This window comes from Nocardia pseudovaccinii NBRC 100343, from assembly GCF_001613225.1.
Lineage (GTDB): Bacteria > Actinomycetota > Actinomycetes > Mycobacteriales > Mycobacteriaceae > Nocardia > Nocardia pseudovaccinii.
This window is the reverse complement of sequence record NZ_BDBY01000103.1, coordinates 1-24,693: the sequence shown is the minus strand read 5'-3', so window position 1 is coordinate 24,693 and position 24,693 is coordinate 1. Positions and strand designations below refer to the sequence as shown.

The following is a 24,693-nucleotide window of genomic DNA, read 5'->3' as shown; positions in this document are numbered from 1 at the left end:
GTAATCCTGGCCATATCACTCCCTATTCGAAATCGTGGAAACGCGACCGAGCCGAATCCAGCACTTGCCCGGGGTGGATCGCACCGCGGCGAAGGCTCGATCGGCGTCGTCGAGTGCGAATTCGGCCTGCAGCGCCCGGCTCGGTGCGATCGCACCGGAGTCGAGCAGGGCCGTGGTGTCGGCGAAATCGCTCGGGTGGTCGTAGATGAGCGAGCCGATCAGCCGCAATTGCCGGTAAGGACCACCCCGCCCGCAGACCGGGTCCGGCAACTCCGCGACCGTGCTCCGTTCCGACGCAACCAAGGCGGCCGCCTTCATAGCACCCTCTTTGTGCGCAATACGTACATTTGGTTGTTATGCGAACATCGTATGCCGAATCCGATGGCGACTCAAGTCCCATATATCGATCGACGGCATGGTCGGGGACAAACTCTGCGCGGCTGCCGCCGACATCGAACTGTTCGAAACGATCTGATCGCCCAAACGTGCGCAAGTCACCGGGAAAGGCCGCCGCCAGCGGCTGGATCGGCGGTGCGCTCGAGTACTACGACTTCTTCAACTACGCGCAGGCCGCCGCCCGTTTCTTCGCCACCTTGACGCTGCAAGGGTGCAGGCCGGTCGAATCCTCGCTGCCGCAGCGTTTTTGCCGACGTCGGCGCTATTGCCCGATGACGCGTTCCAAACGTGGGGTTGGCGAATTCCGTTCCTGCTCAGCGTCGTTGTGCCGTTCGCCCGTTATCTGATCGGCGCAGCAGGAGGTCGCCTCGACCCGCTGTCACGCGAGGATTACTCGCGCCGAGGCGATCGCGGCGTAAAGATGTGCGGTGCGGGTGGGTCAGGCGGCGAAGAGGCCGACCAGGGTGCCACTCGCGATGACGTGGTCCGTGATGGCGGAGCGGACCACGTCGGCCGTGGTTTCCTTGGTGAATCCGGGCTTTTGGTCCAGGGCGTAGAGGCGGAAGAAGTACCGGTGCGGCTGGTCGCCGACCGGCGGTCGCGGACCGCTCCAGCCTATTTCGCCGAAGTCATTGGGACCTACGACGGCCATGGGCGGCGGCGCGTCCGCCCGGACACTGGTCGCATTCGGCGCGATGCCGGTCATCAGCCAGTGGGTGAACGGGCCGCCCGGTGCGTCCTCGTCCTCACACAACAGGACGAGCTCTTCGGCGTCGTCGGGGATGCCACTCCACTCGAGCGGCGGGACAACGTTTCCGCCGTCGTAGGAGTAGCGGTCCGGAATCGTCGCGTGGTCGGTGAACGCGGCACTGTGCAGGTCCGCGCGGGCCGGCGTCCGTTGCACGTCGGATCGCTGGCTGGTGGGATTCGCCATAGTTTCCTCCGGTCGATCGATGGTTCGAAAGCTGCGTCGGAATCGGAGAGGTTCGCGCTGATCTCGTACTCGCCGAGCAGCGTCAATGTGCGGGTTACCGCTGGACTATCTGTTAAACCGTGGCTAATAGACGGCCTCGTACTTACCGGCCTGATCCGATGACATACCGGCCAGCCGCTGATCGATGCGCGCGAGCGTATCCGAGAGTGACTCGACCGACCGTTCCAGTCGATCCAACCGATCGGCCGTACCGTGCCTGGCCGTCTTGGGTGGGGCCGTTTCGGGGGACAACAGGAGCTCGCGCAGTGTGGGTGGCAGTTGTTCGAGGGCGTGCTCCAGCGTGCCCGGAGAGAACCGGTCCCGCAGTGCCGCGCTCAAACAGGTCACCGTAAACGGCACATCGCCGTCGGAGATCGTGGCCTCCGCGGCGAAGAGCTGGACGAATTCGGATTGGTCGTAGCGTTTCGGAACGTCGCTCGGACGCCAGCCCTCGTAGTAAATGCCGCGCAACAGCTCCGGGAGCTGCGCGCCGAGATGCGCTGCCGCATCCACCGTCAGACGATCACGCACCGTATGCAACCACGCGCGGAGCGCGCGGTACGCGTAACGGCGATCACTGGTCCCCAGGCACTCCATAACGGTGTCGAGCCAGATTCGCGCTGTCTGTTCGGTGTGGGCGAATGGGTCACCTCCGCGGTTCATTTCGCCTTCCCTTCGGTCTCGTGAATCCACTTCCCAGGGTAGGCCGATCGAACCCGTTGTATATGCCATAACCGCAGCTCACGCCTATCCGGCTGGCCTGCGCGCCAGATCGGGCAGCACCGTGGCGTAGCGGTCTTCGAGTTCGTCGAAGGCGTCACCGAGGTAACGGGTGAGGCGGGCGACATCTGGGAGGGCGGTGCGGGATGCGATGAAGCCGAAGTGCAGCCGACCGTCGTAGGACACCGCGGTGATATTGAGTACTTCTCCCTTGAACAGCAGCGAAAGGGGATACATCTCGACCATCCGCGCTCCGGCGAGATAGAGCGGTCGGTCGGGACCCGGTACGTTCGACACGATCAGGTTGAACGTCGGCGGCACGTGGGCGACGGCGCCGGGCACGAGTTGGCGCAGTGTGTGCGGCGCCATGGCGACAATCGCGTAGCCGACCAGGGCCGCGTGCGGCAAGGCCGACTGATGTTGCTTCGCCGCCCGCGTCGAGGCGGAGATCCGCGACAGCCGAACCCCGGCATCCGGTTCGTCCGTGGCCGAGTCGACGAACATGATGCCGATCGAGCTGGCGGTCGCGGATCCCTCGGGTGCGATGGAGACCGGGCAGCCGAGCACCAACGGCCTATCGGGTAGGTCGGCGATCTCGATCATGTACCGGCGCAGCGCCGTGGCGCAGGCGGTCAGCACGATGTCGTTGACGGTGGTATCGCTGCGCTTCGCCAGTCGCTTGATGCGGCCTAATTCGATTGCGGCCGTAGCGATCTGGCGATTCGGTCCGATCTCGTCGACGTTGAGCGGCGATCGCGGTGCCGCGAACGGTCCGACCAGCGGCGAGTCCGTGTATCCGGCACGCCACAGGGTTTTGGTGGCACGCGCAATGGCGGTCAGAATATCGACTCGACTCGGTCGACGTCGGCCTGCGGTGGCTTTCGTCGGTGATCTGCGAACGGTCGCCCACACCGGGGCGGTGATCGGGGCGTCGGCGTCGGTGGCGAGGGACCGGCCGAACAGGCGTACCGCGTCGACACCGTTGATCAACGCGTGATGTGCCTTCAGGTAGATGGCGAACCGATTGTCATCGAGTCCATCGATGACGTGTACTTCCCACATCGGTCGTCGAGGGTCGAGCCGATCCGAGTGTAGGCGTGAAATCAGTTGTGCCAGTTTGTGTTCGCCACCAGGTCCGGATAGAGCGTGGTGGTGCAGGTGGCGGTCTGTGTCGATGTGTTCGGCTGCTTCGAGTCGGGTGCGCCGCGGGAAGCGGCGATAGCCGAGCAACGACCGGAATCGCGGATCGACATCGCGGTGACACCGGAATGCGGTCACGATTCGTTCGACGACCGCGGTGGCCGGTTCGTCCTGCGCCGCGAAGATCGCCAGGGCCGCGACCTGCATGGGAGTTTCGGGCGATTCGAGCCACATCCAGAACGAATCGTCGACGGTGAGGTGCTTGCGTCGTTTCGGACGACTCACGGTATTCCCCCTTCGTGCGCCAACGCGCTCGGTAAAGAATTTCGGCGCGACTTCGACGGCGCATGATCGAGGTCGTAGACCCTCGCGATCCAGATCGAGGCTGCTCAATCTGGTGATAATTTCATCATTACTGAGAAAACTCGTCAAATCTGGATGCGCGTCATTCTGATGCTTTCATCATTTCCTCTTGACAGAGATGGTGATCGTGACTGATGATTTCATCAACAACGTCGTGGAGGTAGCTGTGACAAGCATCGACAAGGGGGTCGGCGCCGGACGGACGGTCCGGGTCGGCCAGCGTGAGGTCTTCTTCAGCGAGGTCGGATCCGGTCCCGCGGTGGTGCTGTTGCACGGCGGCGGACCAGGTGCGACCGGGCTGTCCAACTATTCGCGCAATATCGAGGCGCTGGCACAGCGGTTTCGCGTCATCGTGCCGGATATGCCGGGCTACGGGCGCTCCTCGAAGCATGTCGATCAGTCCGACCCGTTCGGCGATCTCGCGCGGGCGGTCGGAGGTCTGTTGGACGAACTCGGCGTGGACTCGGCGCACCTGGTCGGCAACTCTTACGGCGGTGCCGCCGCGCTGCGGTTGGCGATGGATCGGCCGGAAAAGGTGGGCCGAATGATCCTGATGGGCCCCGGCGGTGTCGGTTCCACGCGCGGGCTGCCGACCAAGGGGCTGCAGGAGTTGCTCGCCTATTATCCGGGTGACGGACCGAGCCGGGAGAAGATCACCCGGTTCATCCGCGAATACCTGGTCTTCGACGGCGCCGCGGTGCCCGACGAGCTCATCGAACTGCGATTCCAGGCCAGCATCGATCCCGAGGTGATCGCGAATCCACCGCTGCGCCGTCCCTCCGGACCCCTGGCCCTGCGGACGTTGTGGCGGATGGATTTCACCCGGGACTCCCGGCTGAGCGAGGTGGCTCATCCGACCCTGGTTATCTGGGGCGCCGATGACAAGGTCAACCGTCCCGCAGGCGGCCGGATGCTGGCCGATGCGATGCCCAACTGCGATCTGTACCTGGCGGCCAACACCGGGCACTGGGTGCAGTGGGAACGCGCGGAGCTGTTCAACGCACTGGCCGCCGCATTCCTAGAGGCCTGACGATGAACGATTTTCTGCGCCCCAATACCGATGCCTCGGTGTTCGGCTCGGTGCACCTGGGATATGTTGCGGTGCAATCTAATCGGCTGCCGGACTGGCGTCGCTTCGGTGCCGAGGCAATCGGCATGCACGTGGACGAGGTCGACCGCAATGCACTACGCCTGCGTCTGGACGAGCGCGCCTGCCGGTTCCTCATCCAGCGTGGTCCCGCCGAAGATGTCACCGCACTGGGCTGGCACATCGACGACCACGACACCTTCGACCGCATTATCGCCCGGGTGACAGATCGCGGTGTCCCGGTCGTCGAGGGCACCCCGGAGGAGACCGCGCTGCGTGGCGTGGAGCGTCTATGGCGCTTTCCTGGCCCGAAAGGCATTGCGCAGGAAATTTTCACGGCTCCGATATCAACACCCGAACCACTGCGGATGCTCAGCTCCGGATGGGTGACGGGGGAGGCCGGTATGGGCCATGTCGCGATCGTTTCGCGCGAACCGGAAGCGATGCGTGGTTACTACCACACGGTTTTCGACTCGCGACTGACCGATTACATCGATGAGAACATCTCCGGGTTGAAGATGAAGATCCGATTCATGCGGGTCAACGAGCGCCACCATTCGATCGCCATAGCCAATATTCGCGGCGTCAAGATCGACCCGCTGCGAACCCGGGTGCAGCACATCAATATTCAGTCCGCGAGCTTGGACGACATGCTGGCGGCCTTTCAGCGCGTCACCGATCTCGGCTTTCGTATGCAGTGGTCGGTCGGGCAGCACACCAACGACCGCGAACTGTCCTTCTACTGCGTGAGCCCGTCCGGCTTCGAACTCGAGGTCGGCTGGAACCCGGTTGTGATCGGTCCCGAACTCGAATCCACCTGGGAACCGACGACTTACCAGGGCATCAGCATCTGGGGCCACACCACGGTCGGGGAAACGGTGCTGGACAAATTCGCCCAATTCCGCCAGGCGCTGCGGACCTCGACCACACCGGAGATCACCGTTGCGCAACTCGCAGGAGGACTTTCACGATGAGTACGACCGACTACGACGTGGTGGTCGTCGGCCTCGGCCCGACCGGCCTCACACTGGCCAACCTACTGGGGCGGCGCGGCGCGCGCGTGCTCGTCCTGGAGCGGGAACCGGAGTACTACGGACTCGCACGCGCGGTCTACACCGACGACGAAGGTATGCGCATCTTCCAAACCGCCGGTGCGGCAGACGAACTCGCGGCCGATATGAATATCGACTCCACCGTGCAGTGGGTGCGCGCTGATGGCCGGGTGCTGGTGCAGTTCCATCAGACCGACCGTCCGCTGGGGTGGCCGGTGGTCAATTTCCTCTACCAGCCATACCTGGAGAACACTCTTGAAAGTGCCCTCGGCAGCTATCCGCATGTAACTGTCTGTCGCGGACGTGAGGTCGTCGATTTCGACCAGGACGAATCCGGCGTGAACGTCGAACATGCCGAGTGCCGGGGCACCGGATACGGCAACCGCGCACCGGATACCGACCCGCGGACCGCGGAGCGGGTGCGCGCGAAATTCCTGGTCGGCTGTGACGGCGGGCGCAGTGTGGTGCGCACGAAACTTGGTATCGATATGAGTGGGACCAGCTTTCCCGAGCGTTGGCTCGTGGTGGACCTGAAGGCCAGGGACGGCATCGACGCATTCCGGCATCTGCCGTATTTCAACTTCGTCTGCGATCCGGCAATGCCGATCGTGTCCTGCCCACAGCCGAACGGGCATCATCGCTTCGAGTTCATGCTGAACGAATCGCAGACCAAAGAGGAGATGGAGGATCCGGACAACGTCCGTCGCCACATCGCGCGTTATGTCGATCCGGACGAGGTCGAAGTGCTGCGCAAGCTGGTCTACACCTTCAATGCCGTGGTCGCCGACCGGTGGCGGGACGGACGGATCCTCATCGCCGGTGACGCCGCGCATATGACACCGCAGTTCGTCGGACAGGGCATGAACTCCGGTGTGCGCGATGCGGACAACCTGTCGTGGAAGCTCACCGCCATCCTCGAACAGGGTGCGGACCTGAGGATTCTGGACAGCTACGAGTCCGAGCGGCGGCCGCACGCCAAGGCGATGATCGATTTCTCGGTCCTGAACAAGAACATCGTCTCCTTCGACAACAAGCTGGTCGCGGCGGCCCGGGATATCGGACTCACCACCGCGCTACGAGTTCCCGGGTTGGGCGGCTGGATTCGCGCCGCGAAGATGAAACCGGCACCACGCTTCCGTCGCGGTGCGTACCTCGGCCTACCCCGGCGCGGGCTGCGCGGTGTGGAAGGAACGATCGCTCCGCAACCGGACGTACGGACCTACGACGGACGGCATCGGCGTTTCGACGATGTGCTCGGCCTCGGATTCGCTGTCGTCGGCAACGGTGTTGATCCGCGGGCTGCGCTGGGTGCGGACGATTTGGCGAGGTTGCACGACTGGGGCGCTCGTTTCGTCACCGTGTATCCGCTCGGCGGGCGCCCGCAGGGTGAACCGGGTGACGGCCGCGCCACCGGCGACGACTATGCCGATATCGAAGACCACACCGGCACTTTGACCCGCTGGTTCGCCAAGGCAAGCGTCGGGACCGGCGGCGTGGTGCTGCTGCGGCCGGACAAGTTCGTCTTCGGCACCGCCGCTGCCGGGCGCGGTGGGTCCCTGATCGCCGAACTCTTTCGACGGGTTGCCGGGCCGATTCCGGTTCAGCCGCAATCCGATTCGGTCCAGCACCGCCATTTCGAGGAGGCTCGATGAACACGACAGCATCGCGTGACGATTCGATGAGCGGTGGTGGCCGGGTCACGGGCGGGCTGGTGACCGACTCCGCGGCGGTGCGTGCCGCGGCCGAACGACTTTCCATTGCCACGACGACCGGAGCGCCGATCGCGCCCGTTCGCGACCTCATCGGACCCGATGACGTCGAACTGGCATATGCGGTGCAGCGCATCGGTGTCCAGCACCGCCTGGCCGCCGGTGCCCGGCTCGTCGGACGCAAGATCGGACTCACCTCACCGGCGGTCCAACAGCAGCTCGGGGTGAATCAGCCCGACTTCGGCGTGCTTTTCGGCGATATGAACGTCACCGAAACCCCTGCGGCGCAACGGCCGTCGCTAATGCAGCCGAAGATCGAGGCCGAACTCGCCTTCGTGCTGGGTGCCGACCTTGATATCGAGCAGTTGGATGCGATCAGCGTCCGCGGTGCGGTGGACCACGCGGTCGCCGCCTTGGAGATCGTCGACAGCCGCATCGCCGACTGGGATATCAGTTTCGCCGACACCGTCGCCGACAACGCGTCGAGTGGCTGGTTCGTCCTCGGCGCCGAGCGGCTGTCACTGGACGAGTTCGAACCGCGCGAGATCGCGATGAATATGGCGATCGACGGCGAAATCGTCTCCACCGGAACGGGTTCGGCCTGCCTCGGCGATCCGCTCAACGCGCTGGCCTGGCTGGCCCGCACCGCCCGCGACTTCGGCGATCCGCTGCGCGCCGGTGAGATCGTGCTGTCCGGTGCGCTCGGACCGATGGCCCCATTGCGGCCCGGCGCCCGGGTTCGGTCCGAATTATTCAGTGGCACACAAGCACTCGGTGCCGTCGACTTCACGCTGGAGGAAATATGAGCCGCACCAAAGTCGCCGTCATCGGCTCGGGCAATATCGGCACCGACCTGATGTTCAAGGTGCTACGGCTGTCGGAAACCCTGGAGGTGGCCGCCATGGTCGGCATCGATCCGGACTCCGACGGGCTGGCCCGTGCCGACCGACTCGGCGTACCGACGACCGCGAGCGGTGTCGACGGACTGATCGCCATGCCGCATTTCGACGAGATCGATATCGTTTTCGACGCCACCTCCGCCGGAGCGCACCGTGCCAATGCGGCCGCGCTGGCGCCGCACGGGAAACGCCTGATCGATCTGACTCCGGCCGCGATCGGCCCGTTCGTCGTGCCCGCGGTCAACCTGGACCAGCACCTCGACGCCTCCAACGTGAACATGGTGACCTGCGGTGGCCAAGCCACCATCCCGATTGTCGCGGCGATCTCCCGGGTCACCGATGTGCCCTACGCCGAGATCGTCGCCTCGATCGCATCCAAATCCGCTGGACCCGGCACCCGCGCCAATATCGACGAATTCACCGAGACGACCGCGCAGGCGATCGAAGCGGTCGGCGGCGCTACCCGCGGCCGGGCGATCATCATCCTCAATCCGGCCGAACCGCCGCTGATCATGCGCGACACCGTACTGGCGCTGATCGGCGATCCGAATCCGGAAACCCATGCGGCCGTGCGGGAATCGATCGAGTCGATGATCGCCGAGGTCGCCGCCTATGTGCCCGGTTACCGGCTCAAGCAGGACATTCAGATCACTCCCGCCACGCAGTCGGAAACTCTCGTCGGCGATAACGTTGTCACCCATCAGGTCTCGGTATTCCTCGAAGTCGAAGGCGCGGCGCACTATCTGCCGTCCTACGCCGGAAATCTCGACATCATGACCTCGGCCGCGTTGCGCGTGGCCGAACGCCTTGCCGCAGCACCCGTTTCGGTGCCGATCCGGGAGAGTGTGTAATGCCCGAAGTATTTTTGCAAGATGTGACTCTGCGCGACGGTATGCACGCGCTGCGCCACCGCATCACCCCGAAAAACGTTGCCGCCGTTGCCGCCGCGCTCGATGCCGCGGGCGTCGACGCGGTGGAGGTCGCGCACGGTGACGGTCTGCACGGAAGCAGCCTCACCTACGGACCGGGCAGTCACACCGATTGGGAGTGGCTCGAGGCCGCGGCGGGCGCATTGCGCCACGCCCGGCTGACCACACTGCTGCTGCCCGGCATCGGCACCATCGACGATCTGCGCCGCGCCTACGACCTCGGCGTGCGCTCGGTGCGGGTGGCCACGCACTGCACCGAGGCCGATATCTCCGCCCAGCACATCGCCTTCGCCCGCGAAATCGGCATGGACGTCTCCGGCTTCCTGATGATGAGCCATATGAACACCCCCGCCGGGCTCGCCGCACAGGCCAAGCTCATGGAAGCCTATGGCGCACACTGCGTTTACGTCACCGACTCGGGCGGGCGGCTCACCATGGACGGGGTCCGCAAACGGGTCCGCGCCTACCGTGCCGTGCTCGACGAGGACACCGAGATCGGTATCCACGCCCATCAGAATCTGTCGCTGTCGGTCGCCAATAGTGTCGTCGCCGTCGAGGAGGGCGTGACCCGCGTCGACGCCTCGCTGGCCGGGCTCGGCGCGGGGGCGGGCAATACACCGCTCGAGGCATTCGTCGCGGTCGCCGACCTGCAAGGCTGGAAGCACGGTGCGGAGCTGAACCGGCTCACCGATGCCGCCGACGATCTGATCCGACCGCTGATGGAGCGGCCGGTGCAGGTGGACCGGGAGACGTTGACCCTCGGCTATGCCGGGGTCTATTCGAGCTTCCTACGCCACGCCGAAAAGGCTTCCGCCACATACGGAATCGATGTGCGGACGCTGTTGACCGAGGCCGGACGCCGGGGTCTGGTCGGCGGGCAGGAAGACATGATCGTCGATATCGCACTCGATCTGACCGCTGTGGCGGGATGACGAGGGACTGCTGTCCTGAATTGGAAAGGTGAAGCTCTGTGAACAGTCCTCGGCCCGGGGCCCCGCTGGCGGTCAATCGTCGGCGCGCACTCGGTAGCGTTGTCGCTGGCACCTTCGGTGCGGCTACGATGACGTCGTTACCGAATGCCAAGGCGGCTCCGGCTCCGGTCCGCACCCAGCAGGCCGCGCCTTCGGGCACCTACCGGATCGATCTGCACGCGCACTTCCTGCCGCCGGATTACCGTGCCGCACTGCTGCAGCACGGCCACTTGACCATCGGCGGCTACCCGACGCCGGAGTGGTCGCCGGAGGCGGCGATGGCATTCATGGACTACTACGGCATCCAGGCGCAGGCATTGTCGGTATCGGATCCGGGTGTTTCGTTCCTCGCCGGTAAAGAGGCCAACGATATGGCCCGTTACTGCAATACCTATGCCGCCGGGCTGTTCCGATCGAATCCCACGCGGTTCGGTGCCTTCGCCGTACTGCCGATGCCCGACATCCCCGCCTCGATCACCGAGGCGATCTACGCGCTGGACGAGTTGCATCTCGACGGTGTGATCCTGCTGACGGCCTACAACGGCGTCTATCTCGGTGACCCGCGCTTCGAACCGCTGATGATCGCGCTGAACCAGCGCAACGCCTATGTCTTCGTGCATCCGGGCTCCATTCCCGACGATGCGAAACCGAAGCTGCCGCTGCCGGACTTCTTGGAGGCGTTCACCTTCGACACCACCCGCGCGGCCACCATGATGATGATGACCGGAATGACACAGCGCTACCCGAACATTCGTTTCCAACTCGCGCACGCGGGTGGCACGCTGCCGTTCCTGTCCCACCGGATCAGCGTGGCCTCGCAAACCGTGCTCGAGCAGCTGTGGCCGAAGGATCTGCCGAAACCGTCGGTGCTCGACATAAAGAACCAGATTTCGCGCTTCTACTACGACACCGCGCTCAGCGGTTCGGCGGCCGCGATGTGCAGCACGACCGCCGTGACGAGCCGCGACCACATCGTCTTCGGCTCCGATTGGCCCTTCAGCGCACTCACATTGCCGCAGAGTGGCTCCCACGATCCAGCCCCCGGCCTCAGCGATATCTTCGATGCCGACCAGCGCATGGAGGTCGAACACCACAATCCACTGCGGCAACTGCCGCGACTGGCCGCAGCGGTCAACGGCTGATCACAGCTGGGGCTGCGGCGGCAATTCGCTGGATACCAGCTTCTGTGCCGAGCGCTTGTTCATACCGAACATCCGCAGCACATGCAGGGTCATCTCGTCGGTGAGGGCGTCGGCGTCGGCCTCGGGCCGGGCGTCCAACAGTTGCAGTAGTCCAAGCAGCGCCCCGCCCGCGGCCATCAGCGCCATATCCGGGTCCATCGGATCGAACCGGCCCGCGTCCTGGGCGGCCATGATGTCGCGGCGGGCCCGCGGGCCCAGGCCCTCGTCGCGCAGCAGCACCGACGTGCCGGAATTCAGGATCACCCGCACGCCCTCCGGGATCTGGCGCTGCAGCCGCCCGGTCATCCGGAAGCTCACCGCGAATACCTCGGCGGGATCGTCGTACATGGCGACGATCTCGTCGCGCATCTCGCTGTAGATCTGCAGTACCGACCGCACGGCCTCGTCGAACAACTGCTCCTTGGACTGGAAGTGGTTGTAGAACGAGCCGAATCCGACATCGGCGGCATCGGTGATCTCCTGGATGCTGACCGCGGATCGCCCCTCCGACAGGAACTTCCGCGCCGCCCCGATCAGGGCGTTGCGCGTCCGCTCGCGCCGCCTGTCGATGCGGTTGCCCACCACACCTGTCACCATGTCCTCTTTCCTATTGATTCCGTTATCAGAATCGTATCTGATAAAAGAATCAGAGTCGATCGCGACTATGGTTTCGGGCGCTGACCCGGCCCGGATTCGGTTCCGGCTGAATGTAATTCTCGACGCGATGCCGGGCGCTTCTTAGTGTCCGTTGATGTGACCACCAGCGACCAGACCCAGGCCGACCCGAGCGCCGACTGGAGCTTCGAGACCAAGCAGATCCATGTCGGACAGGCGCCGGACGGCACGACCAATGCCCGCGCCCTGCCGATCTACCAGACCACTTCCTACACGTTCCGGGATACCGCGCACGCCGCGGCGCTGTTCGGTCTCGCCGAACCGGGCAATATCTACACCCGCATCATGAACCCGACCCAAGATGCCGTGGAACAGCGCATCGCGGCGTTGGAGGGCGGTGTCGCGGCGCTGCTGCTGGCCTCCGGACAGGCCGCGGAGACCTTCGCGATCTTGAATATCGCCGGTGCGGGCGATCACATCGTGTCCAGCCCGCGGCTCTACGGCGGCACCTACAACCTGTTCCGGTACTCGCTGCCGAAACTGGGCATCGAGGTCAGCTTCGTCGACGATCCGGATGATCTGGACCAGTGGCGCGCGGCGATCCGGCCGAATACCAAGGCGCTGTACGGCGAAACGATCTCCAACCCGCAGAACCACATCTTCGACATTCCCGGCATCGCCGAAATCGCCCATGCCGCAGGCGTTCCGCTGATCCTCGACAACACCGTCGCGACGCCGTATCTGATCCAGCCGCTCGCTCACGGCGCCGATATCGTGGTGCATTCGGCGACAAAGTATCTGGGCGGCCACGGTGCGGCCATCGCGGGCGTGATCGTCGACGGCGGTACCTTCGATTGGACCGGCGGCCGGTTCCCCGGCTTCACCACGCCGGACCCGAGCTACCACGGTGTGGTGTACGCCGACCTCGGCGCTCCCGCCTATGCCCTCAAGGCCAGGGTGCAACTGCTGCGCGATCTCGGCTCGGCCGTCTCGCCGTTCAACGCCTTCCTGATCAGCCAGGGTCTGGAGACGCTGAGTCTGCGGATCGAACGGCATGTGCAGAATGCGAAGGCGGTGGCGGACTTCCTCGCGGCCCGTCCTGAGGTGACCTCGGTGTCCTACGCCGGGCTGCCGTCCTCCCCGTGGTACGAGCGCGGCCGCACCCTCGCGCCCAAGGGTGTCGGCGCGGTGATCGGCTTCGAATTGGCGGGTGGGGTGGATGCGGGTAAGCGTTTCGTCGAGGCGCTGACGCTGCACAGCCACGTCGCCAATATCGGCGATGTGCGTTCCCTGGTGATCCATCCGGCCTCGACCACCCACTCCCAGTTGACTCCGGAAGAGCAGTTGGCGGCGGGTGTCACCCCGGGCCTGGTCCGTCTCGCGGTCGGCATCGAGGGAATCGACGATATCCTCGCCGATCTCCGCGGCGGATTCGCTGCCGCTCAGTAGTCGACGTGTCACCCACTGCCAGTCGTGCCGCCGGGGTCGCATTGCGCGGTCTCGGCCGCAGTTTCGGCGTCCATACCGTCCTGCGCGATATCGAATTGCAGATCGCGCCGGGTGAGGTGATCGCGCTGGTCGGTCCGTCCGGCAGTGGGAAGTCGACACTGCTGCGGGTCATCGCCGGGTTGGACGAGCCGACCGAGGGCGAAGTTCTGCTGGACGATCGGCCCATGCGTGGCATCGACCCGCGCTGCGCGGTGGTTTTCCAGGAACCGCGGTTGCTGCCGTGGCGCGACCTCGCGGGCAACGTCGCATTGGGCCTGCCACCGACCATCTCACGGGCCGAAGGCGAGGCCGAGGTGCGGCGCGGACTCGAGATCGTCGGCCTGGCCGGATTCGAGGGACATCGGTCGCGGCAGGTGTCCGGGGGCATGGCGCAGCGAACGGCATTGGCCCGTGCGCTGGTTCGCCATCCGGGCGTGCTGCTGCTGGACGAGCCGTTCGCGGCGCTGGATGCGCTGACCAGGCTGCGGATGCAGGACCTGCTCGACGAGGTACAGCGCACCGCGGGCATCACGGTCGTTCTCGTCACCCATGATGTGGACGAGGCGCTGCGCCTGGCCGATCGCGTTGTCGTACTCGAAACAGTCAGTGGCAAGACGGGTTTCACAATTGGTGCCGCCCTGGAGGTATCCGCCGACCGGCCTCGTGACGATACCGACCCGCGGTTGGCCGCACTGCGGCTCGACCTACTCGAACGACTCGGCGTTCCGCGCCGCGCCACCGTCAAGGAGACACTCTGATGAGACGACCGTCGATCGTCCTGGCAGCCGTCGCGGCGACGGTGGTGACGCTGCTTTCCGGTTGTGCCGAGGGCGAAAAGTCTGGTGCGGCGGGGCCGGATGAGGTGCGGCTGGACTACGCCTACTACAACCCGCTGAGCCTGGTCATCCGGGACCAGCACCTGCTGGAGAAGTCCGGCGCCAAGGTGACCTGGGTGTTCTCCGCGGGCAGCAATAAGGCCAATGAAAGCCTGCGCGCCAACGCGATCGATGTGAATTCGACCGCGGGTTCGGCGGCGCTGCTGGCGAAGGCCAATAGCACACCGCTGCAGAGTATTTCGGTATACAGCAAGCCGGAATGGACCGCGCTGGTCGTCGCGAAGGATTCCCCCATCACCTCGGTGGCCGAGTTGAAGGGTAAGAAGATCGCGGCGACGAAGGGGACCGACGCCTATTTCACACTGCTGCAAGCACTTCAGACGGCCGGTCTCACCGCCAAGGATGTGGAAGTGACCAACCTCCAGCACGCCGACGGCAAGACCGCGCTCGAACGCGGCGATGTCGACGCATGGGCGGGTCTGGATCCGTATATGGCGCAGACCCGTCAGGAGCAGGGTTCGCGATTGCTCTACCGCAACGCCAACTTCCAGACCTACGGCGTACTCAATGCCCGCACCGATTTCATCGCACAGCATCCGGACCGGGTCCAGGCTGTGGTCAATGCCTATGAGCAGGCCCGGGTTTGGGCGCTGGAACATCCGAACGAACTCGCGCAGCTGCTGGCAACCGAATCCAAGACCTCCCTCGATGTCGGCAGGGAAACGCTCGAGCGCACCGTGTTGAAGGTCGATCCGGTGCCCGGTGAGGCTCAGCGGGCGGTGCTCACCCCGGTCGTGCCGATTATCGTGTCCGACGGTGACGTGCGATCGAAGGAAGCCGCCGAGTCCGCGCTGGGCGCACTCTTCGAACCGAAATTCGCACAGCAGGCCCTTCGGTGACGGTGACCCAGACCGCGCCGTCGCGTGGTGCGCGCCGGATCCGTTGGGACCGGGTGGCGCTCGGACTGGTCGTGCCCCTGCTGCTGCTGTTGCTGTGGCAAGGGGTGACCTCGGCCGGACTGTATTCGTCGAGTCAGCTCGCGCCGCCCGCGGATGTGCTTGCCGCACTGCGGGAATTACTACAGCGCGACGAACTGTGGAGCCATCTGGCGATCAGCATCCAGCGGGTGCTGCTCGGCTTCGCCGGTGGGGCACTCATCGCCTTGGTGCTCGGCGCGGTGGTCGGGCTGTTCGATATCGCCCGCGCGCTGCTGGCGCCGACCGTCGGATTGTTCCGCACCGTGCCGTCGCTGGCGTGGGTGCCGCTGCTGCTGTTGTGGCTCGGCATCGGCGAGGAACCCAAGATCGTACTGGTGGCCATCGGTGCGTTCTTCCCGATCTATACGACGACGGCTTCGGCTCTGGCGCAGGTCGATCCGCACCTGACCGAACTCGGGCGGGCCTATGGACTGCGTCGGGCCGCGCTGTTGTTCTCGATCCAATTGCCCGCGGTGGCACCGGCGGTCGTCAACGGTCTGCGACTCGGGCTGGCCAACGGCTGGCTGTTCCTGGTCGCGGCCGAGCTGATCGCCTCGTCGAAGGGACTCGGATTCCTGCTGATCGACAGCCAGAACAGCGGCCGCACCGACATCATGCTGCTGGCCATTGTGCTGCTGGCCTTGCTCGGCAAGATCAGTGACACCGTATTCGCCATCGCGGAAACGAAATTGATCGACAGCCGGTTCTGAGAGTCAGACGTGCGCGCCGCGGATGCGGTCGACGATGGAAAGCGGGTCGGTCGGGGCGGCGTTGCCGCGCCACGCGACGTGTTGGTCGGGCCGGATCAGTACGAGGTCGCGCTGAGTGTCGCCGCAATGGTCACGGGCGCGGTGGTCAGCGCGATGTGGATGGTGCTCGAAGGGCATCAAGCCTGGCGCGATGCGGGCGCCGGTGCGGCCGAACTGGTGCTGTGCGCGTTGGGGATGCCGCGAGAGGAGGCGCGTCGGATAGTCGCCGCGCCACTGCCCGATCTTCCCGAACTCTGATCGGTTCCATTCGAGCTGATCGCAAACCTGTTCTGCGGGAGCGGAATACGGTTGTCTCGAGCAAATGAGCTCTGCACGACGTCGGGGGTTGAAAACAGTTACCGGAGTCAGCGGCGCGGTGAGCGTCTATGCGGCCGCGATCGATCCGCACGAAACGACGGTCGCATCCTCGATCGAGATCGCGAAGATCGCCGAGGCCAATAAGTTCGACGCACTGTTCGCCGCCGACCTGCTGAGTTTCGGCGCACAGGGAGCGATCGGCGCGCAGGAGCCGCTGATCTTCCTGTCCGCATTGAGCGCGGTGACCTCGCACGTCGGCTTGATCGCCACCGTCACCAGCACCTTCCACCACCCCTACAATCTCGCCCGGCTGTTCGGAACGCTCGACCATGTGAGCAACGGCCGCGCCGCTTGGAATGTCGTCACATCCTCGGTGGGTGAGGAGAACTACGGCGATCAGGATCTGCCGAGCCCGGAGCAGCGGTATGCGCGGGCGACCGAATCACTCGAGGTCGTCAACGCGCTGTTCGACAGCTGGAAACCGGGCGCGCTGACCCCCGACGGAAACGGCGGCGCGGTCCTGGACGCGACGAAGGTGCGCCCGATCGAGTATGCGGGGCAATACTTCACGGTGCGGGGTCCGCTCAATATCCCGCCGTTGCCGCAGGGCCGCCCGGTCCAATTCCAGGCCGGTCAATCGGCGGGCGGAATCGAGCTCGGCGCGCGGTTCGCCGAGGTGGTCTTCACCTCGTTACCGACGCTCGAAGATGCGGTGACCTATACCAAGACGATTCGCGCCCGCGCGACGGAACTCGGTCGCGCACAAGGCTTGCCGCTGATCATGAGTTCGTTCCATGCGACTTACGGAGCGACGGAGGCGCAGGCGCGCCGGTTGGTCCGCGAGGCGGCCGAAGCGACCGACTTCGATGCGGGCCGAATCCAATTGGCCGATATGTTCGGCGGCGGTATCGATCTTTCGGAACTGCCGCTGGATCGGCCGATCCCGGAAACGATACTGCCGGAACTGAATTCGGTGAATCGACGGCGCGGGCGGGTGGAGATCTTCACCAAGCTGGCGGTATCGGGTCGCACGCTGCGTGAGCTGATCGTCGCGGCGAAGGATACCGGGCACTGGGCGGCAGCCGGGACGCCGGAACAATTGGCTGATGCTGTCGAAGAACGTTATCGTGCCGGGGTTCTCGACGTCATTTCTTTGGGCGGTCTGGCCGATGCCCGAACTCGGGACTTTGTCACCAATGGACTGCTGCCCGAATTGCGCCGCCGAGGAATCGTCGGAAACGACTATGTCGGTGGCACTTTCCGCGAGAACCTGGAACTCCCCCCGCTACCCGAGCGCATGGACTGATTTCGGCGGCTAGTGCCCCGTCCAGATAGGTTGCCGCACCATCCGGTCCGGCTCGCTCGCCGAGCGCAGTCGAAACGCGGCATGACACGCCCAGCGGCACCGCCATCTGACTGCGCTCGACGGACCTCGATTACCTCAGAAGCTAGCTGGACGCGGCACTAGTTCGGCGTCGATGCGGAGCCGCTGGCCGATGGTGCCTGCACGAGCGTCAATAACGAACGCTTGCGCAGGGTGAATCCCAGCGTTTCGTACAGACTGATCGCCGTCGCATTGTGGGCGACGGCGTGCAGGAACGGTGTCTCGCCGCGCGCACGGATCCTCGCGCCGACCGCACGGGTCAGCCGAGAGGCGAAGCCGCGGCCGCGGAATTCGGCATCGGTGCATACGGCGCTGATCTCGGTCCAGCCCGGCGGGTGCAGGCGCTCGCCCGCCATTGCCACCAGCCTGCCGTTCGCCCGAATCCCCAGGTAGGTGCCCATTTCTATGGTCCGGGGCACATACGGGCCCGGCTCGGTGCGGGCGATCAGCTCCAGAATCTCCGGCACATCGGCGGCGGTGAGTACCTCGAGTTCCGGATCGTGGGCGACGCGTAGCGCGGTGCCGTCCATTTGCACCGAACCGAATTCGTTCAGCACGGTCCAGTCGTCCGGTGGCACATGGCCGTAGCCGCGCAGTGCGGTGCTGCCGCCCGGTCCGAGCAGGGTGGCCAGATCGGCCCAATCCTGTTCGTCCAGTACCGGTGGATGACCGATGAACCTGGCGACCTCCGGGTCGTAGCGGCCGATGCGGCCCACCCAGCTGGCGAAGCGGCGGTGCTCGCCGCGCAGCGATGCCCGCACCGGATCGTCGAGCGGGTGTAGTGGGGTATTGATGTCGATGGTCGACTCGGTGGTCATCGCGCATTCCTCCGCAACAGGGTCCGACCGGAGAACGTTAGCGAGGCGCACAAGTGTCGGCACCGGTTGTGCTCAGCGGAATTTCTATCCGGTGGCAGTCGCGTCGCAGCGTATTTCCCCGCGCTCGAGCTGATCTCAATCGTTGACACCACCAGGTCGATCCCGCCACGAATATCGCCTGGCCACGCCATATGAGGTCGACGAGGAATCAGACCCGGCAGCAGAGCGTCCGGCCGGGGTCGTCTACGTCCGGCGCATCAGCGATTGCGCGCGTTGGGAGGACATGACATTCGCGCATGCACAGGAACGGGAGACGATGGCACCGAAACAACTACATCTCGGCGTCGCGCTCGATGGAGCGGGCTGGCATCCGGCCGCGTGGCGGGAGCCGAACTCCCGACCCGCCGAGCTGTTCAGCCCCGGCTACTGGAGGGATCTGGTCGCCACCGCGGAGCGCGGACTGCTCGATTTCGTCAGCATCGAGGACACACTGCGGGTTCCGGGCACACCGCACGAGCCGTCCGATGACGCGGTCGACCAGGTCCGGGCCCGGATCGACGCCAATCTGATCGCCGCGCGGGTCGCGCCGGTCACCCGGCACATCGGGCTCATTCCGACCGTGACGGTCACCCATACCGAACCGTTCCACGTTTCCAAATCGATCGCCACCCTCGACTACACCTCGCGTGGCCGGGCTGGCTGGCAGGTGCGGGCATCCAGCAGCGCAGAGGAGGCCGCGCATTTCGGCCGTCGCGAAATGCATGAACCAACCGCCGCCGATATCGCGGAAGCTGTCCTCGGCGCTGCCCGCGAAAATTCCGGCATCCGAGGCGACCTTCAACGAGCCCTATGAGCTGGCCCGCCAGCTCGCGAGGATTGTGTGCATGAGTGCAGATAGTTACCGTCGGACAACCAACACCATCAACAAGGTCATCGTCGGGCTACAGCGGATAGGCATCGCCTTCGGCCCGATGCAACTGCTCACGGTCGCGGGGCGACGCAGCGGGCAGTTGCGCACCTTCCCGATCGCGGTGAACCAGCTCGACAGCGGACGCTTCATCTTCCAGGCATTCCCGAAGGCGGCGTGGGTCGCGAATGCCCGTGCGGCAGACATCGTTACGCTGACGCGCGGCCGAAAGTCGTCGACGGCGCGCCTGGTCGAGGTGCCTGTCGACGAGCGCCCGCCGCTGCTGCACGAATTGGTGGCGACGAGTCCGAAGAGCGTCGGCCAGCGTTTCGTCACCACCGGACTGGCCGATGCCGCCACGCCGGATGGCGTGGCCGCATCGGCGCATCGAATCGCGATCTTCCGCGTCGTTCCCGCCTGAGGGGGCCAATCCACACCTCGGTGAGCTGGATCTGCCCCTCGCCTACGTATGATACGAAAACCGTATAAACGTAGGCGAGGTGGCGGACAATGAGTTCAGCAGCAGGTCGGACATCGACGCGCAGCCGTCGGCGATTGACGGCCGACGTGCGGGAAGCATTGCGTGACTTGAATATTCAGCTTTCGCTGCTCAATAGACGGTTCGGTGGCCGGGTCGAACTCAAGGACGTCGACTGGACCTGCCTCGACCTGATCAACCGTCACGGCCCCATGTCCCCGACGGCGTTGGCGCGTCGCGCCGGATTACACCCCGCGACCATGACCGGAATCCTTGATCGCCTGCAGAAGGGCGGATGGATCGTCCGCGAACGTGACCCGGACTCCACAGATCGTCGCGCGGTCACCTTGCATGCGGTGCGCGAACGGAATTCCGAACTGTTCGAGCTGTTCTCCGGCATGAACAACCGCATGGACGAGCTCTGTTCCCGCTACTCCGAAGCCGAACTCGAGGTGATCGCCGACTTCCTGCAGCGAACCGGCGTAGCGGGCCAAGAGGCCGCCCAGGAGTTGGCGCAAGGCTGAGGATCAGCTGCCTCGGTGCTCCGGTCGATCTAGTCCGAGCTGTGCGCAAGCCAGCAGGGCGACCTCGATTTCGAGCCGGTTCTCGGTTACCGGGTGACCGAGGATTTCCTCGGCTTTGCGGACTCGGTAGTGGACGGTGTTCTTGTGCACGTGCATGCGGGTGGCGGCATCGGTGAAGCTGCCGCGGGCATCGAGAAAGATCTGCACCGTCTCCCGCAGCCGGGCGGTCGCTTCATCGTCGCGCATGAGGTCGCCGAGCACGCGCTCTGCGAAGGCACGGACATCGGCGAGATGGTCGACCAACAAGCTGGCCAAGGCAATTCGGGAATGCAGGGTGAGCTGACGGTCGAGGTGGGTGGTCGCGATGGCGACGCCGCGGGCGCGCTGTGCGTCGCGAAAGGTGCGACGGAATCCGTCGAGCCCGGTGCCGGGTTCCCCGACTGCCAAATGCAGGGTCGGTCGCGTGCGCAGCTCGTGGTCGAGCCGGTCGGCATCGAGGGCGGGCTTGCCGGTGGAGGAGATCCAGGCCCAGCAGTTCTGTTCGTCGACGGTGATCGTCAGTGCGGTCTTTCCGGTGGCCGCGGATAGCATCGCCACGCCCGCGCGCAGCAGACCGGCCGGGTCGGGGGAGCCCGGTGGTATCCAGATGACGGCGGCCAGGTGCCAGCCGCGCAGTGAGGTCGCCAGCATCTGTTCGGCTGATGCCAGATCCAGTTCGTCGGTATCGAGTACGGCGCGGATCTGTGCGGCGCGCGTGGCGTCGGAGCGGGTATCCCAGCGGCGGCGTTCGTTTTCGTAGATGTCGATGATGCCCTCGATGACCTGGTCGATGTAGCTGTTGACCAGCAGGGCGATCCGGCTCATGGTCGCCAGTGCCTCGTCGGCGGACCGATCCAATGCGCGCAGGATCGTCATGGCCTGCTGTAGGAACATGTGTTCGCCGAGGCGGTAGGCGCGCAGGAGTCCTTCCAGGGACAGATCGTGCTGGGCGAATCGGCGAGCGTATTCGGCGGCGGCCGGTGGCACGGTGATGTCGTCGATGGAGATGCTCAGAGCCAGCATGTCGATAATGGCGACCAGATTGGACGAGGTGCTCGCGACCATCAGCCGCCGCACCTCGCTGTCGTGCCGGAATTCCGGGATGACCTCGACGAACATCGAGGTCATCTCGACGGTCAGCCGCTCGAGATCGGCTTTGATACTTCCCGCGACCTCGCGCACGATCGGGTCCACGCCGACACTCATAGCCGGACAGTAACCGACAGCCTGGTCGGGTTCGGCCGTATTCGGAAACCCTTTGTGCCCGCAGTACAAAGCCGCCGGTGAATTCTGGGATACCGGCCCGTAGTCGGGGGTCGGCCGGGTGCCTACCGTTGAATGTAATACCGATCACACCCGATGGTGAGGAAATCGTGCACCACATCGCCGAATTACCCGATATCAGAGCCGAACGGAATCCGGCCGGTCCATGTATCGCGGATGATCGTGAGCAGTTGGATAATCAGGACTTCGCGGCTCGTGTTCGCGCGGCCGCCGCCGTTTTGTACGGGCATGGAATTCGTCCCGGGGATGTCGTGGCGGTGGCGCTGTCGAATCGAATGGAATTGGTGATAATTCTGTTCGCCGCGTGGCGTCTCGGTGCCGCGGTCACGCCGGTGAATCCGGACCTGACGTTCGACGAAGCGCGTTATCAAATCGAGGATGCCGCGGCGAAGGTGGTGATCACCGAGGGTGGGCGCGGCATCGGGACGCTGGATGTGGCCGAGGTGGCGGGTCGGTCGGCGAATACGGACGCCATGGTGGATTCAGCTGTCGGAGATGGTCTGGCGCTGCTCATCTATACGAGCGGTACGACCGGGCGGCCCAAGGGCGTCATGCTCGATCACGGCAATATCGCCGCGATGTGCGGCATGATCATCGACGCGCTGAGCCTGGACGAGACCGATCACAGTCTGCTGATCCTGCCGCTGTTCCACGTCAACGGGATCGTGGTGAGCGTGCTGTCGCCGCTGCTGGCGGGTGGTCGCGCGAGCATCGCCGGGCGGTTCTCCGCATCGACATTCTTCGATGTCGTCGCGCGGGTCCGGCCGACCTATTTCTCCGCGGTGCCCGCGATCTACGCGATGCTGGTGGCCCAGCCGGAACAGCCGCGCCCGGACACCTCGTCGATGCGCCGGGTGATCTGCGGTGCGGCGCCGATGCCCGCCGAATTGATCGCACGGTTCGAAACCCGGTTCGGTGTGCCGATCGTCGAGGGCTACGGACTGTCGGAGGGCACGTGCGCCTCGACGCTGAATCCGCCTGCGGGGCAACGGAAGCCGGGCACGGTCGGAATTCCGCTGCCCGGGCAGACCGTAGCGATCATGGATCCCGACGGCAACCTGCTCGCGGATGGATCGCCCGGCGAGGTCGTGGTGCGCGGGCCGAATGTCATGCGCGGCTATCTCGGCCAGCCGGATTCGACCGCGCGCACCATCGTCGACGGCTGGCTGCACACCGGGGACGTGGGCCGGTTCGATGCCGACGGCTACCTGGTGCTGGTGGACCGGATCAAGGACATGATCATCCGCGGTGGCGAGAACATCTATCCCAAGGAGATCGAGAATGTCCTGCATGCCCACCCGGGCGTATTGGAAGCGGCGGTGGTCGGTGCGCCCGATCCGGTCCTCGGCGAGGTTCCGGTCGCCCATATCGTGCCGCTGCCCGGTTCGGTGGTCACCGAGACCGAGCTGATCGAGCACTGTCTGCGGTCGCTGGCCCGCATCAAGGCGCCGGTATCGATCTTCCTCGCCGACGGACTGCCCAGAAATCCCGTCGGAAAAATCGATAAACGAAAACTCCGTGCACTCGCGGCGAGTGCATAGCGGATTATCCGCCCGGCCACACGATCCGTAATCACCGGTATTTCGGACGCGGCCGGTGCCTGCCCGAAATCCCTGCCATTGAAAGGTTCGAACAATGGGATTCAAAGAGGCGGACTTCCCGCCCGTCGATCCGGAGATATTTCTCGACAAACCGCTCATGGAGCGCATGAGAGCACTGGCCCTGCACTGGGTGGAATACGGATTCGGAACGCCGAAAATGATCCACACCATCTATATGGTCAAGGTGCTGATCCTCTACATTCTGGGCGGCACCGCGCTGGTCACCTGGACATCCGGCGTCGGCCCGTTCTGGGATGTGGCGCATTGGTGGAACCAGCCGATCGTGTATCAGAAGCTGATCCTGTGGACGGTGCTGCTCGAGGCGATCGGCATCGCCGGATCGTGGGGACCGATCGCGGGCAAATTCAAGCCGATGATCGGCGGCATCCTGTTCTATGCCCGGCGCGGCGCGATCCGGCTGCGGCCGTGGCGGCGGGTGCCCTTCACCGATGGCGATCGCCGCACCGGTGTGGATGTGCTGCTGTATCTGGCATTCCTGGCCAGTCTGCTGGTGCCGATCCTGCTGCCGGGAGTGCCGAGTTCTTCGCTGAGCGACGCGGTGCCCGACAACACCACCGGTCTGGTGCAGCCGACGCTGCTGATCGCGCCGATTGCGCTGTACATACTGTGCGGATTGCGGGACAAGACGATCTTCCTCACCGCCCGTGGTGAGCAGTACCTGCCCGCGCTGGTGTTCTTCGCGGTATTGCCGTTCGTCGACATGATCATCGCCGCGAAACTGCTGATCTGCGTGGTGTGGATCGGAGCGGGGATCTCGAAGTACGGCTACCACTTCAGCAATGTCGTATCGGCGATGACCTCGAATGGTCCCTGTGTAGCGTTCAAGAGCGTCAAGCGGCGGTACTACCGCGACTTCCCGCGCGATATCCGGCCCTCCAAGCTGGCCTCGCTCACCGCGCATGTCGGCGGTTCGGCCGTCGAGATCGCCACGCCGCTCGTGCTGCTGTTCGCCACCAACCGGTGGATCATCCTGGCGGCGGTGGTGCTCATGGTGGTGTTCCACCTGACGATCATTTCGATGTTCGCGCTGGCGGTTCCGCAGGAGTGGAATGTCATCTTCGCTTACCTGACGGTGTTCCTCTTCCTTGGCTTCCCCGCCGGGGACGGCTATGCCGTCACCGACATGTCCTCGCCATGGTTGACCGTCGCGATCGTCGCGGTTCTGGTCTTCTTCCCGATTCTGGGCAACCTGCGTCCGGATCTGGTGTCGTTCCTGCCGTCGATGCGCCAGTAC

At 64.9% G+C, this 24,693-nt stretch carries 26 protein-coding genes; 19 read left to right on the top strand and 7 right to left on the bottom strand.

What is annotated here, in order from left to right; genetic code table 11:
* Window positions 1-15 precede the first annotated feature (15 nt).
* The gene (locus NP3_RS11745) at window positions 16-318 is read right to left on the bottom strand and encodes a hypothetical protein (protein WP_063040574.1); all 303 of its coding nucleotides are present in this window, start codon (window positions 316-318) and stop codon (window positions 16-18) included.
* 167 nt (window positions 319-485) lie between these two features.
* On the opposite strand from NP3_RS11745, the gene NP3_RS11740 reads away from it, so the two are divergent.
* On the top strand, window positions 486-743 hold the full coding sequence (locus tag NP3_RS11740; protein ID WP_063040571.1) for a hypothetical protein: 258 nt from the start codon (window positions 486-488) through the stop codon (window positions 741-743).
* Between the two features lie 92 nt (window positions 744-835).
* Here NP3_RS11740 and NP3_RS11735 read toward each other — a convergent pair whose 3' ends face one another.
* From NP3_RS11735 to NP3_RS11725, 3 genes are all read right to left on the bottom strand, one after another.
* Entirely contained in the window at window positions 836-1,330 is a 495-nt protein-coding gene (locus tag NP3_RS11735; RefSeq protein WP_063040569.1) for a YbhB/YbcL family Raf kinase inhibitor-like protein, read from the bottom strand.
* A 123-nt stretch (window positions 1,331-1,453) separates the two neighbouring features.
* Window positions 1,454-2,032, bottom strand: coding sequence for a DUF2267 domain-containing protein (locus NP3_RS11730; RefSeq protein WP_063040568.1), 579 nt, complete (start codon window positions 2,030-2,032; stop codon window positions 1,454-1,456).
* A gap of 84 nt (window positions 2,033-2,116) precedes the next feature.
* Window positions 2,117-3,514 (bottom strand): wax ester/triacylglycerol synthase family O-acyltransferase, encoded by a 1,398-nt coding sequence (locus tag NP3_RS11725; protein ID WP_063040566.1) that lies wholly within the window; start codon window positions 3,512-3,514, stop codon window positions 2,117-2,119.
* Between the two features lie 253 nt (window positions 3,515-3,767).
* On the opposite strand from NP3_RS11725, the gene NP3_RS11720 reads away from it, so the two are divergent.
* The 7 genes from NP3_RS11720 to NP3_RS11690 are packed head-to-tail and all read left to right on the top strand — an operon-like array spanning window position 3,768 to window position 11,381.
* Window positions 3,768-4,622 carry an alpha/beta fold hydrolase gene (locus NP3_RS11720; RefSeq protein ID WP_063040722.1) on the top strand — a complete coding sequence of 285 codons (855 nt, stop codon included), beginning with the start codon at window positions 3,768-3,770 and terminating at the stop codon, window positions 4,620-4,622.
* A 2-nt stretch (window positions 4,623-4,624) separates the two neighbouring features.
* The gene (locus NP3_RS11715; protein ID WP_063040564.1) at window positions 4,625-5,653 is read left to right on the top strand and encodes a VOC family protein; all 1,029 of its coding nucleotides are present in this window, start codon (window positions 4,625-4,627) and stop codon (window positions 5,651-5,653) included.
* Window positions 5,650-7,383 (top strand): bifunctional 3-(3-hydroxy-phenyl)propionate/3-hydroxycinnamic acid hydroxylase MhpA, encoded by a 1,734-nt coding sequence (mhpA, locus tag NP3_RS11710; RefSeq protein ID WP_063824744.1) that lies wholly within the window; start codon window positions 5,650-5,652, stop codon window positions 7,381-7,383. The genes NP3_RS11715 and mhpA overlap by 4 nt, the downstream gene beginning before the upstream one ends.
* 26 nt (window positions 7,384-7,409) lie before the next feature.
* Window positions 7,410-8,246 (top strand): 2-keto-4-pentenoate hydratase, encoded by an 837-nt coding sequence (locus NP3_RS11705; protein ID WP_063040720.1) that lies wholly within the window; start codon window positions 7,410-7,412, stop codon window positions 8,244-8,246.
* Window positions 8,243-9,190: an acetaldehyde dehydrogenase (acetylating) gene (locus tag NP3_RS11700; RefSeq protein WP_063040562.1), complete on the top strand. Its 948-nt coding sequence runs from the start codon at window positions 8,243-8,245 to the stop codon at window positions 9,188-9,190. The genes NP3_RS11705 and NP3_RS11700 overlap by 4 nt, the downstream gene beginning before the upstream one ends.
* Complete coding sequence (gene dmpG / locus NP3_RS11695) at window positions 9,190-10,200, top strand: 4-hydroxy-2-oxovalerate aldolase (protein WP_063040560.1); 1,011 nt, start codon at window positions 9,190-9,192, stop codon at window positions 10,198-10,200. The genes NP3_RS11700 and dmpG overlap by 1 nt, the downstream gene beginning before the upstream one ends.
* A 38-nt stretch (window positions 10,201-10,238) precedes the next feature.
* Window positions 10,239-11,381, top strand: a complete 1,143-nt coding sequence (locus tag NP3_RS11690; RefSeq protein WP_245720901.1) for an amidohydrolase family protein — start codon at window positions 10,239-10,241, stop codon at window positions 11,379-11,381.
* Here NP3_RS11690 and NP3_RS11685 read toward each other — a convergent pair whose 3' ends face one another.
* Window positions 11,382-12,017, bottom strand: a complete 636-nt coding sequence (locus tag NP3_RS11685) for a TetR/AcrR family transcriptional regulator (protein ID WP_063040557.1) — start codon at window positions 12,015-12,017, stop codon at window positions 11,382-11,384.
* Window positions 12,018-12,173: 156 nt separating this feature from the next.
* On the opposite strand from NP3_RS11685, the gene NP3_RS11680 reads away from it, so the two are divergent.
* The 6 genes from NP3_RS11680 to NP3_RS11655 all read left to right on the top strand — a co-directional run bounded on the left by NP3_RS11680 (window position 12,174) and on the right by NP3_RS11655 (window position 17,709).
* Window positions 12,174-13,484, top strand: coding sequence for a bifunctional o-acetylhomoserine/o-acetylserine sulfhydrylase (locus NP3_RS11680; RefSeq protein WP_063040556.1), 1,311 nt, complete (start codon window positions 12,174-12,176; stop codon window positions 13,482-13,484).
* 5 nt (window positions 13,485-13,489) lie between these two features.
* On the top strand, window positions 13,490-14,281 hold the full coding sequence (locus NP3_RS11675; protein WP_063040555.1) for an ABC transporter ATP-binding protein: 792 nt from the start codon (window positions 13,490-13,492) through the stop codon (window positions 14,279-14,281).
* The gene (locus tag NP3_RS11670; RefSeq protein WP_063040554.1) at window positions 14,281-15,258 is read left to right on the top strand and encodes an aliphatic sulfonate ABC transporter substrate-binding protein; all 978 of its coding nucleotides are present in this window, start codon (window positions 14,281-14,283) and stop codon (window positions 15,256-15,258) included. The genes NP3_RS11675 and NP3_RS11670 overlap by 1 nt, the downstream gene beginning before the upstream one ends.
* An 89-nt stretch (window positions 15,259-15,347) precedes the next feature.
* Window positions 15,348-16,046, top strand: coding sequence for an ABC transporter permease (locus tag NP3_RS11665; RefSeq protein ID WP_063040718.1), 699 nt, complete (start codon window positions 15,348-15,350; stop codon window positions 16,044-16,046).
* A 9-nt stretch (window positions 16,047-16,055) separates the two neighbouring features.
* Window positions 16,056-16,343, top strand: a complete 288-nt coding sequence (locus NP3_RS47845; protein WP_063040553.1) for a hypothetical protein — start codon at window positions 16,056-16,058, stop codon at window positions 16,341-16,343.
* A gap of 64 nt (window positions 16,344-16,407) precedes the next feature.
* Window positions 16,408-17,709 carry an NtaA/DmoA family FMN-dependent monooxygenase gene (locus NP3_RS11655; RefSeq protein WP_063040551.1) on the top strand — a complete coding sequence of 434 codons (1,302 nt, stop codon included), beginning with the start codon at window positions 16,408-16,410 and terminating at the stop codon, window positions 17,707-17,709.
* A gap of 158 nt (window positions 17,710-17,867) precedes the next feature.
* Here NP3_RS11655 and NP3_RS11650 read toward each other — a convergent pair whose 3' ends face one another.
* Window positions 17,868-18,605: a GNAT family N-acetyltransferase gene (locus tag NP3_RS11650; protein WP_063040549.1), complete on the bottom strand. Its 738-nt coding sequence runs from the start codon at window positions 18,603-18,605 to the stop codon at window positions 17,868-17,870.
* A gap of 142 nt (window positions 18,606-18,747) precedes the next feature.
* On the opposite strand from NP3_RS11650, the gene NP3_RS51445 reads away from it, so the two are divergent.
* The 3 genes from NP3_RS51445 to NP3_RS11635 all read left to right on the top strand — a co-directional run bounded on the left by NP3_RS51445 (window position 18,748) and on the right by NP3_RS11635 (window position 20,514).
* On the top strand, window positions 18,748-19,458 hold the full coding sequence (locus NP3_RS51445) for an LLM class flavin-dependent oxidoreductase (RefSeq protein WP_373864743.1): 711 nt from the start codon (window positions 18,748-18,750) through the stop codon (window positions 19,456-19,458).
* Between the two features lie 31 nt (window positions 19,459-19,489).
* Entirely contained in the window at window positions 19,490-19,933 is a 444-nt protein-coding gene (locus tag NP3_RS11640; protein ID WP_063040547.1) for a nitroreductase/quinone reductase family protein, read from the top strand.
* Between the two features lie 89 nt (window positions 19,934-20,022).
* Window positions 20,023-20,514: a MarR family transcriptional regulator gene (locus NP3_RS11635; protein ID WP_063040545.1), complete on the top strand. Its 492-nt coding sequence runs from the start codon at window positions 20,023-20,025 to the stop codon at window positions 20,512-20,514.
* Window positions 20,515-20,517: 3 nt separating this feature from the next.
* Here NP3_RS11635 and NP3_RS11630 read toward each other — a convergent pair whose 3' ends face one another.
* Window positions 20,518-21,759: a PucR family transcriptional regulator gene (locus tag NP3_RS11630; protein ID WP_063040543.1), complete on the bottom strand. Its 1,242-nt coding sequence runs from the start codon at window positions 21,757-21,759 to the stop codon at window positions 20,518-20,520.
* A gap of 137 nt (window positions 21,760-21,896) precedes the next feature.
* Here NP3_RS11630 and NP3_RS11625 point away from each other — a divergent pair, with 137 nt between their 5' ends.
* Both NP3_RS11625 and NP3_RS11620 read left to right on the top strand, forming a co-directional pair.
* Window positions 21,897-23,378 (top strand): class I adenylate-forming enzyme family protein, encoded by a 1,482-nt coding sequence (locus NP3_RS11625; protein ID WP_444980788.1) that lies wholly within the window; start codon window positions 21,897-21,899, stop codon window positions 23,376-23,378.
* A 94-nt stretch (window positions 23,379-23,472) separates the two neighbouring features.
* Window positions 23,473-24,693, top strand: a 1,221-nt coding sequence (locus NP3_RS11620; RefSeq protein WP_063040541.1) for a DUF3556 domain-containing protein, incomplete at its 3' end; no start/stop codon positions are given.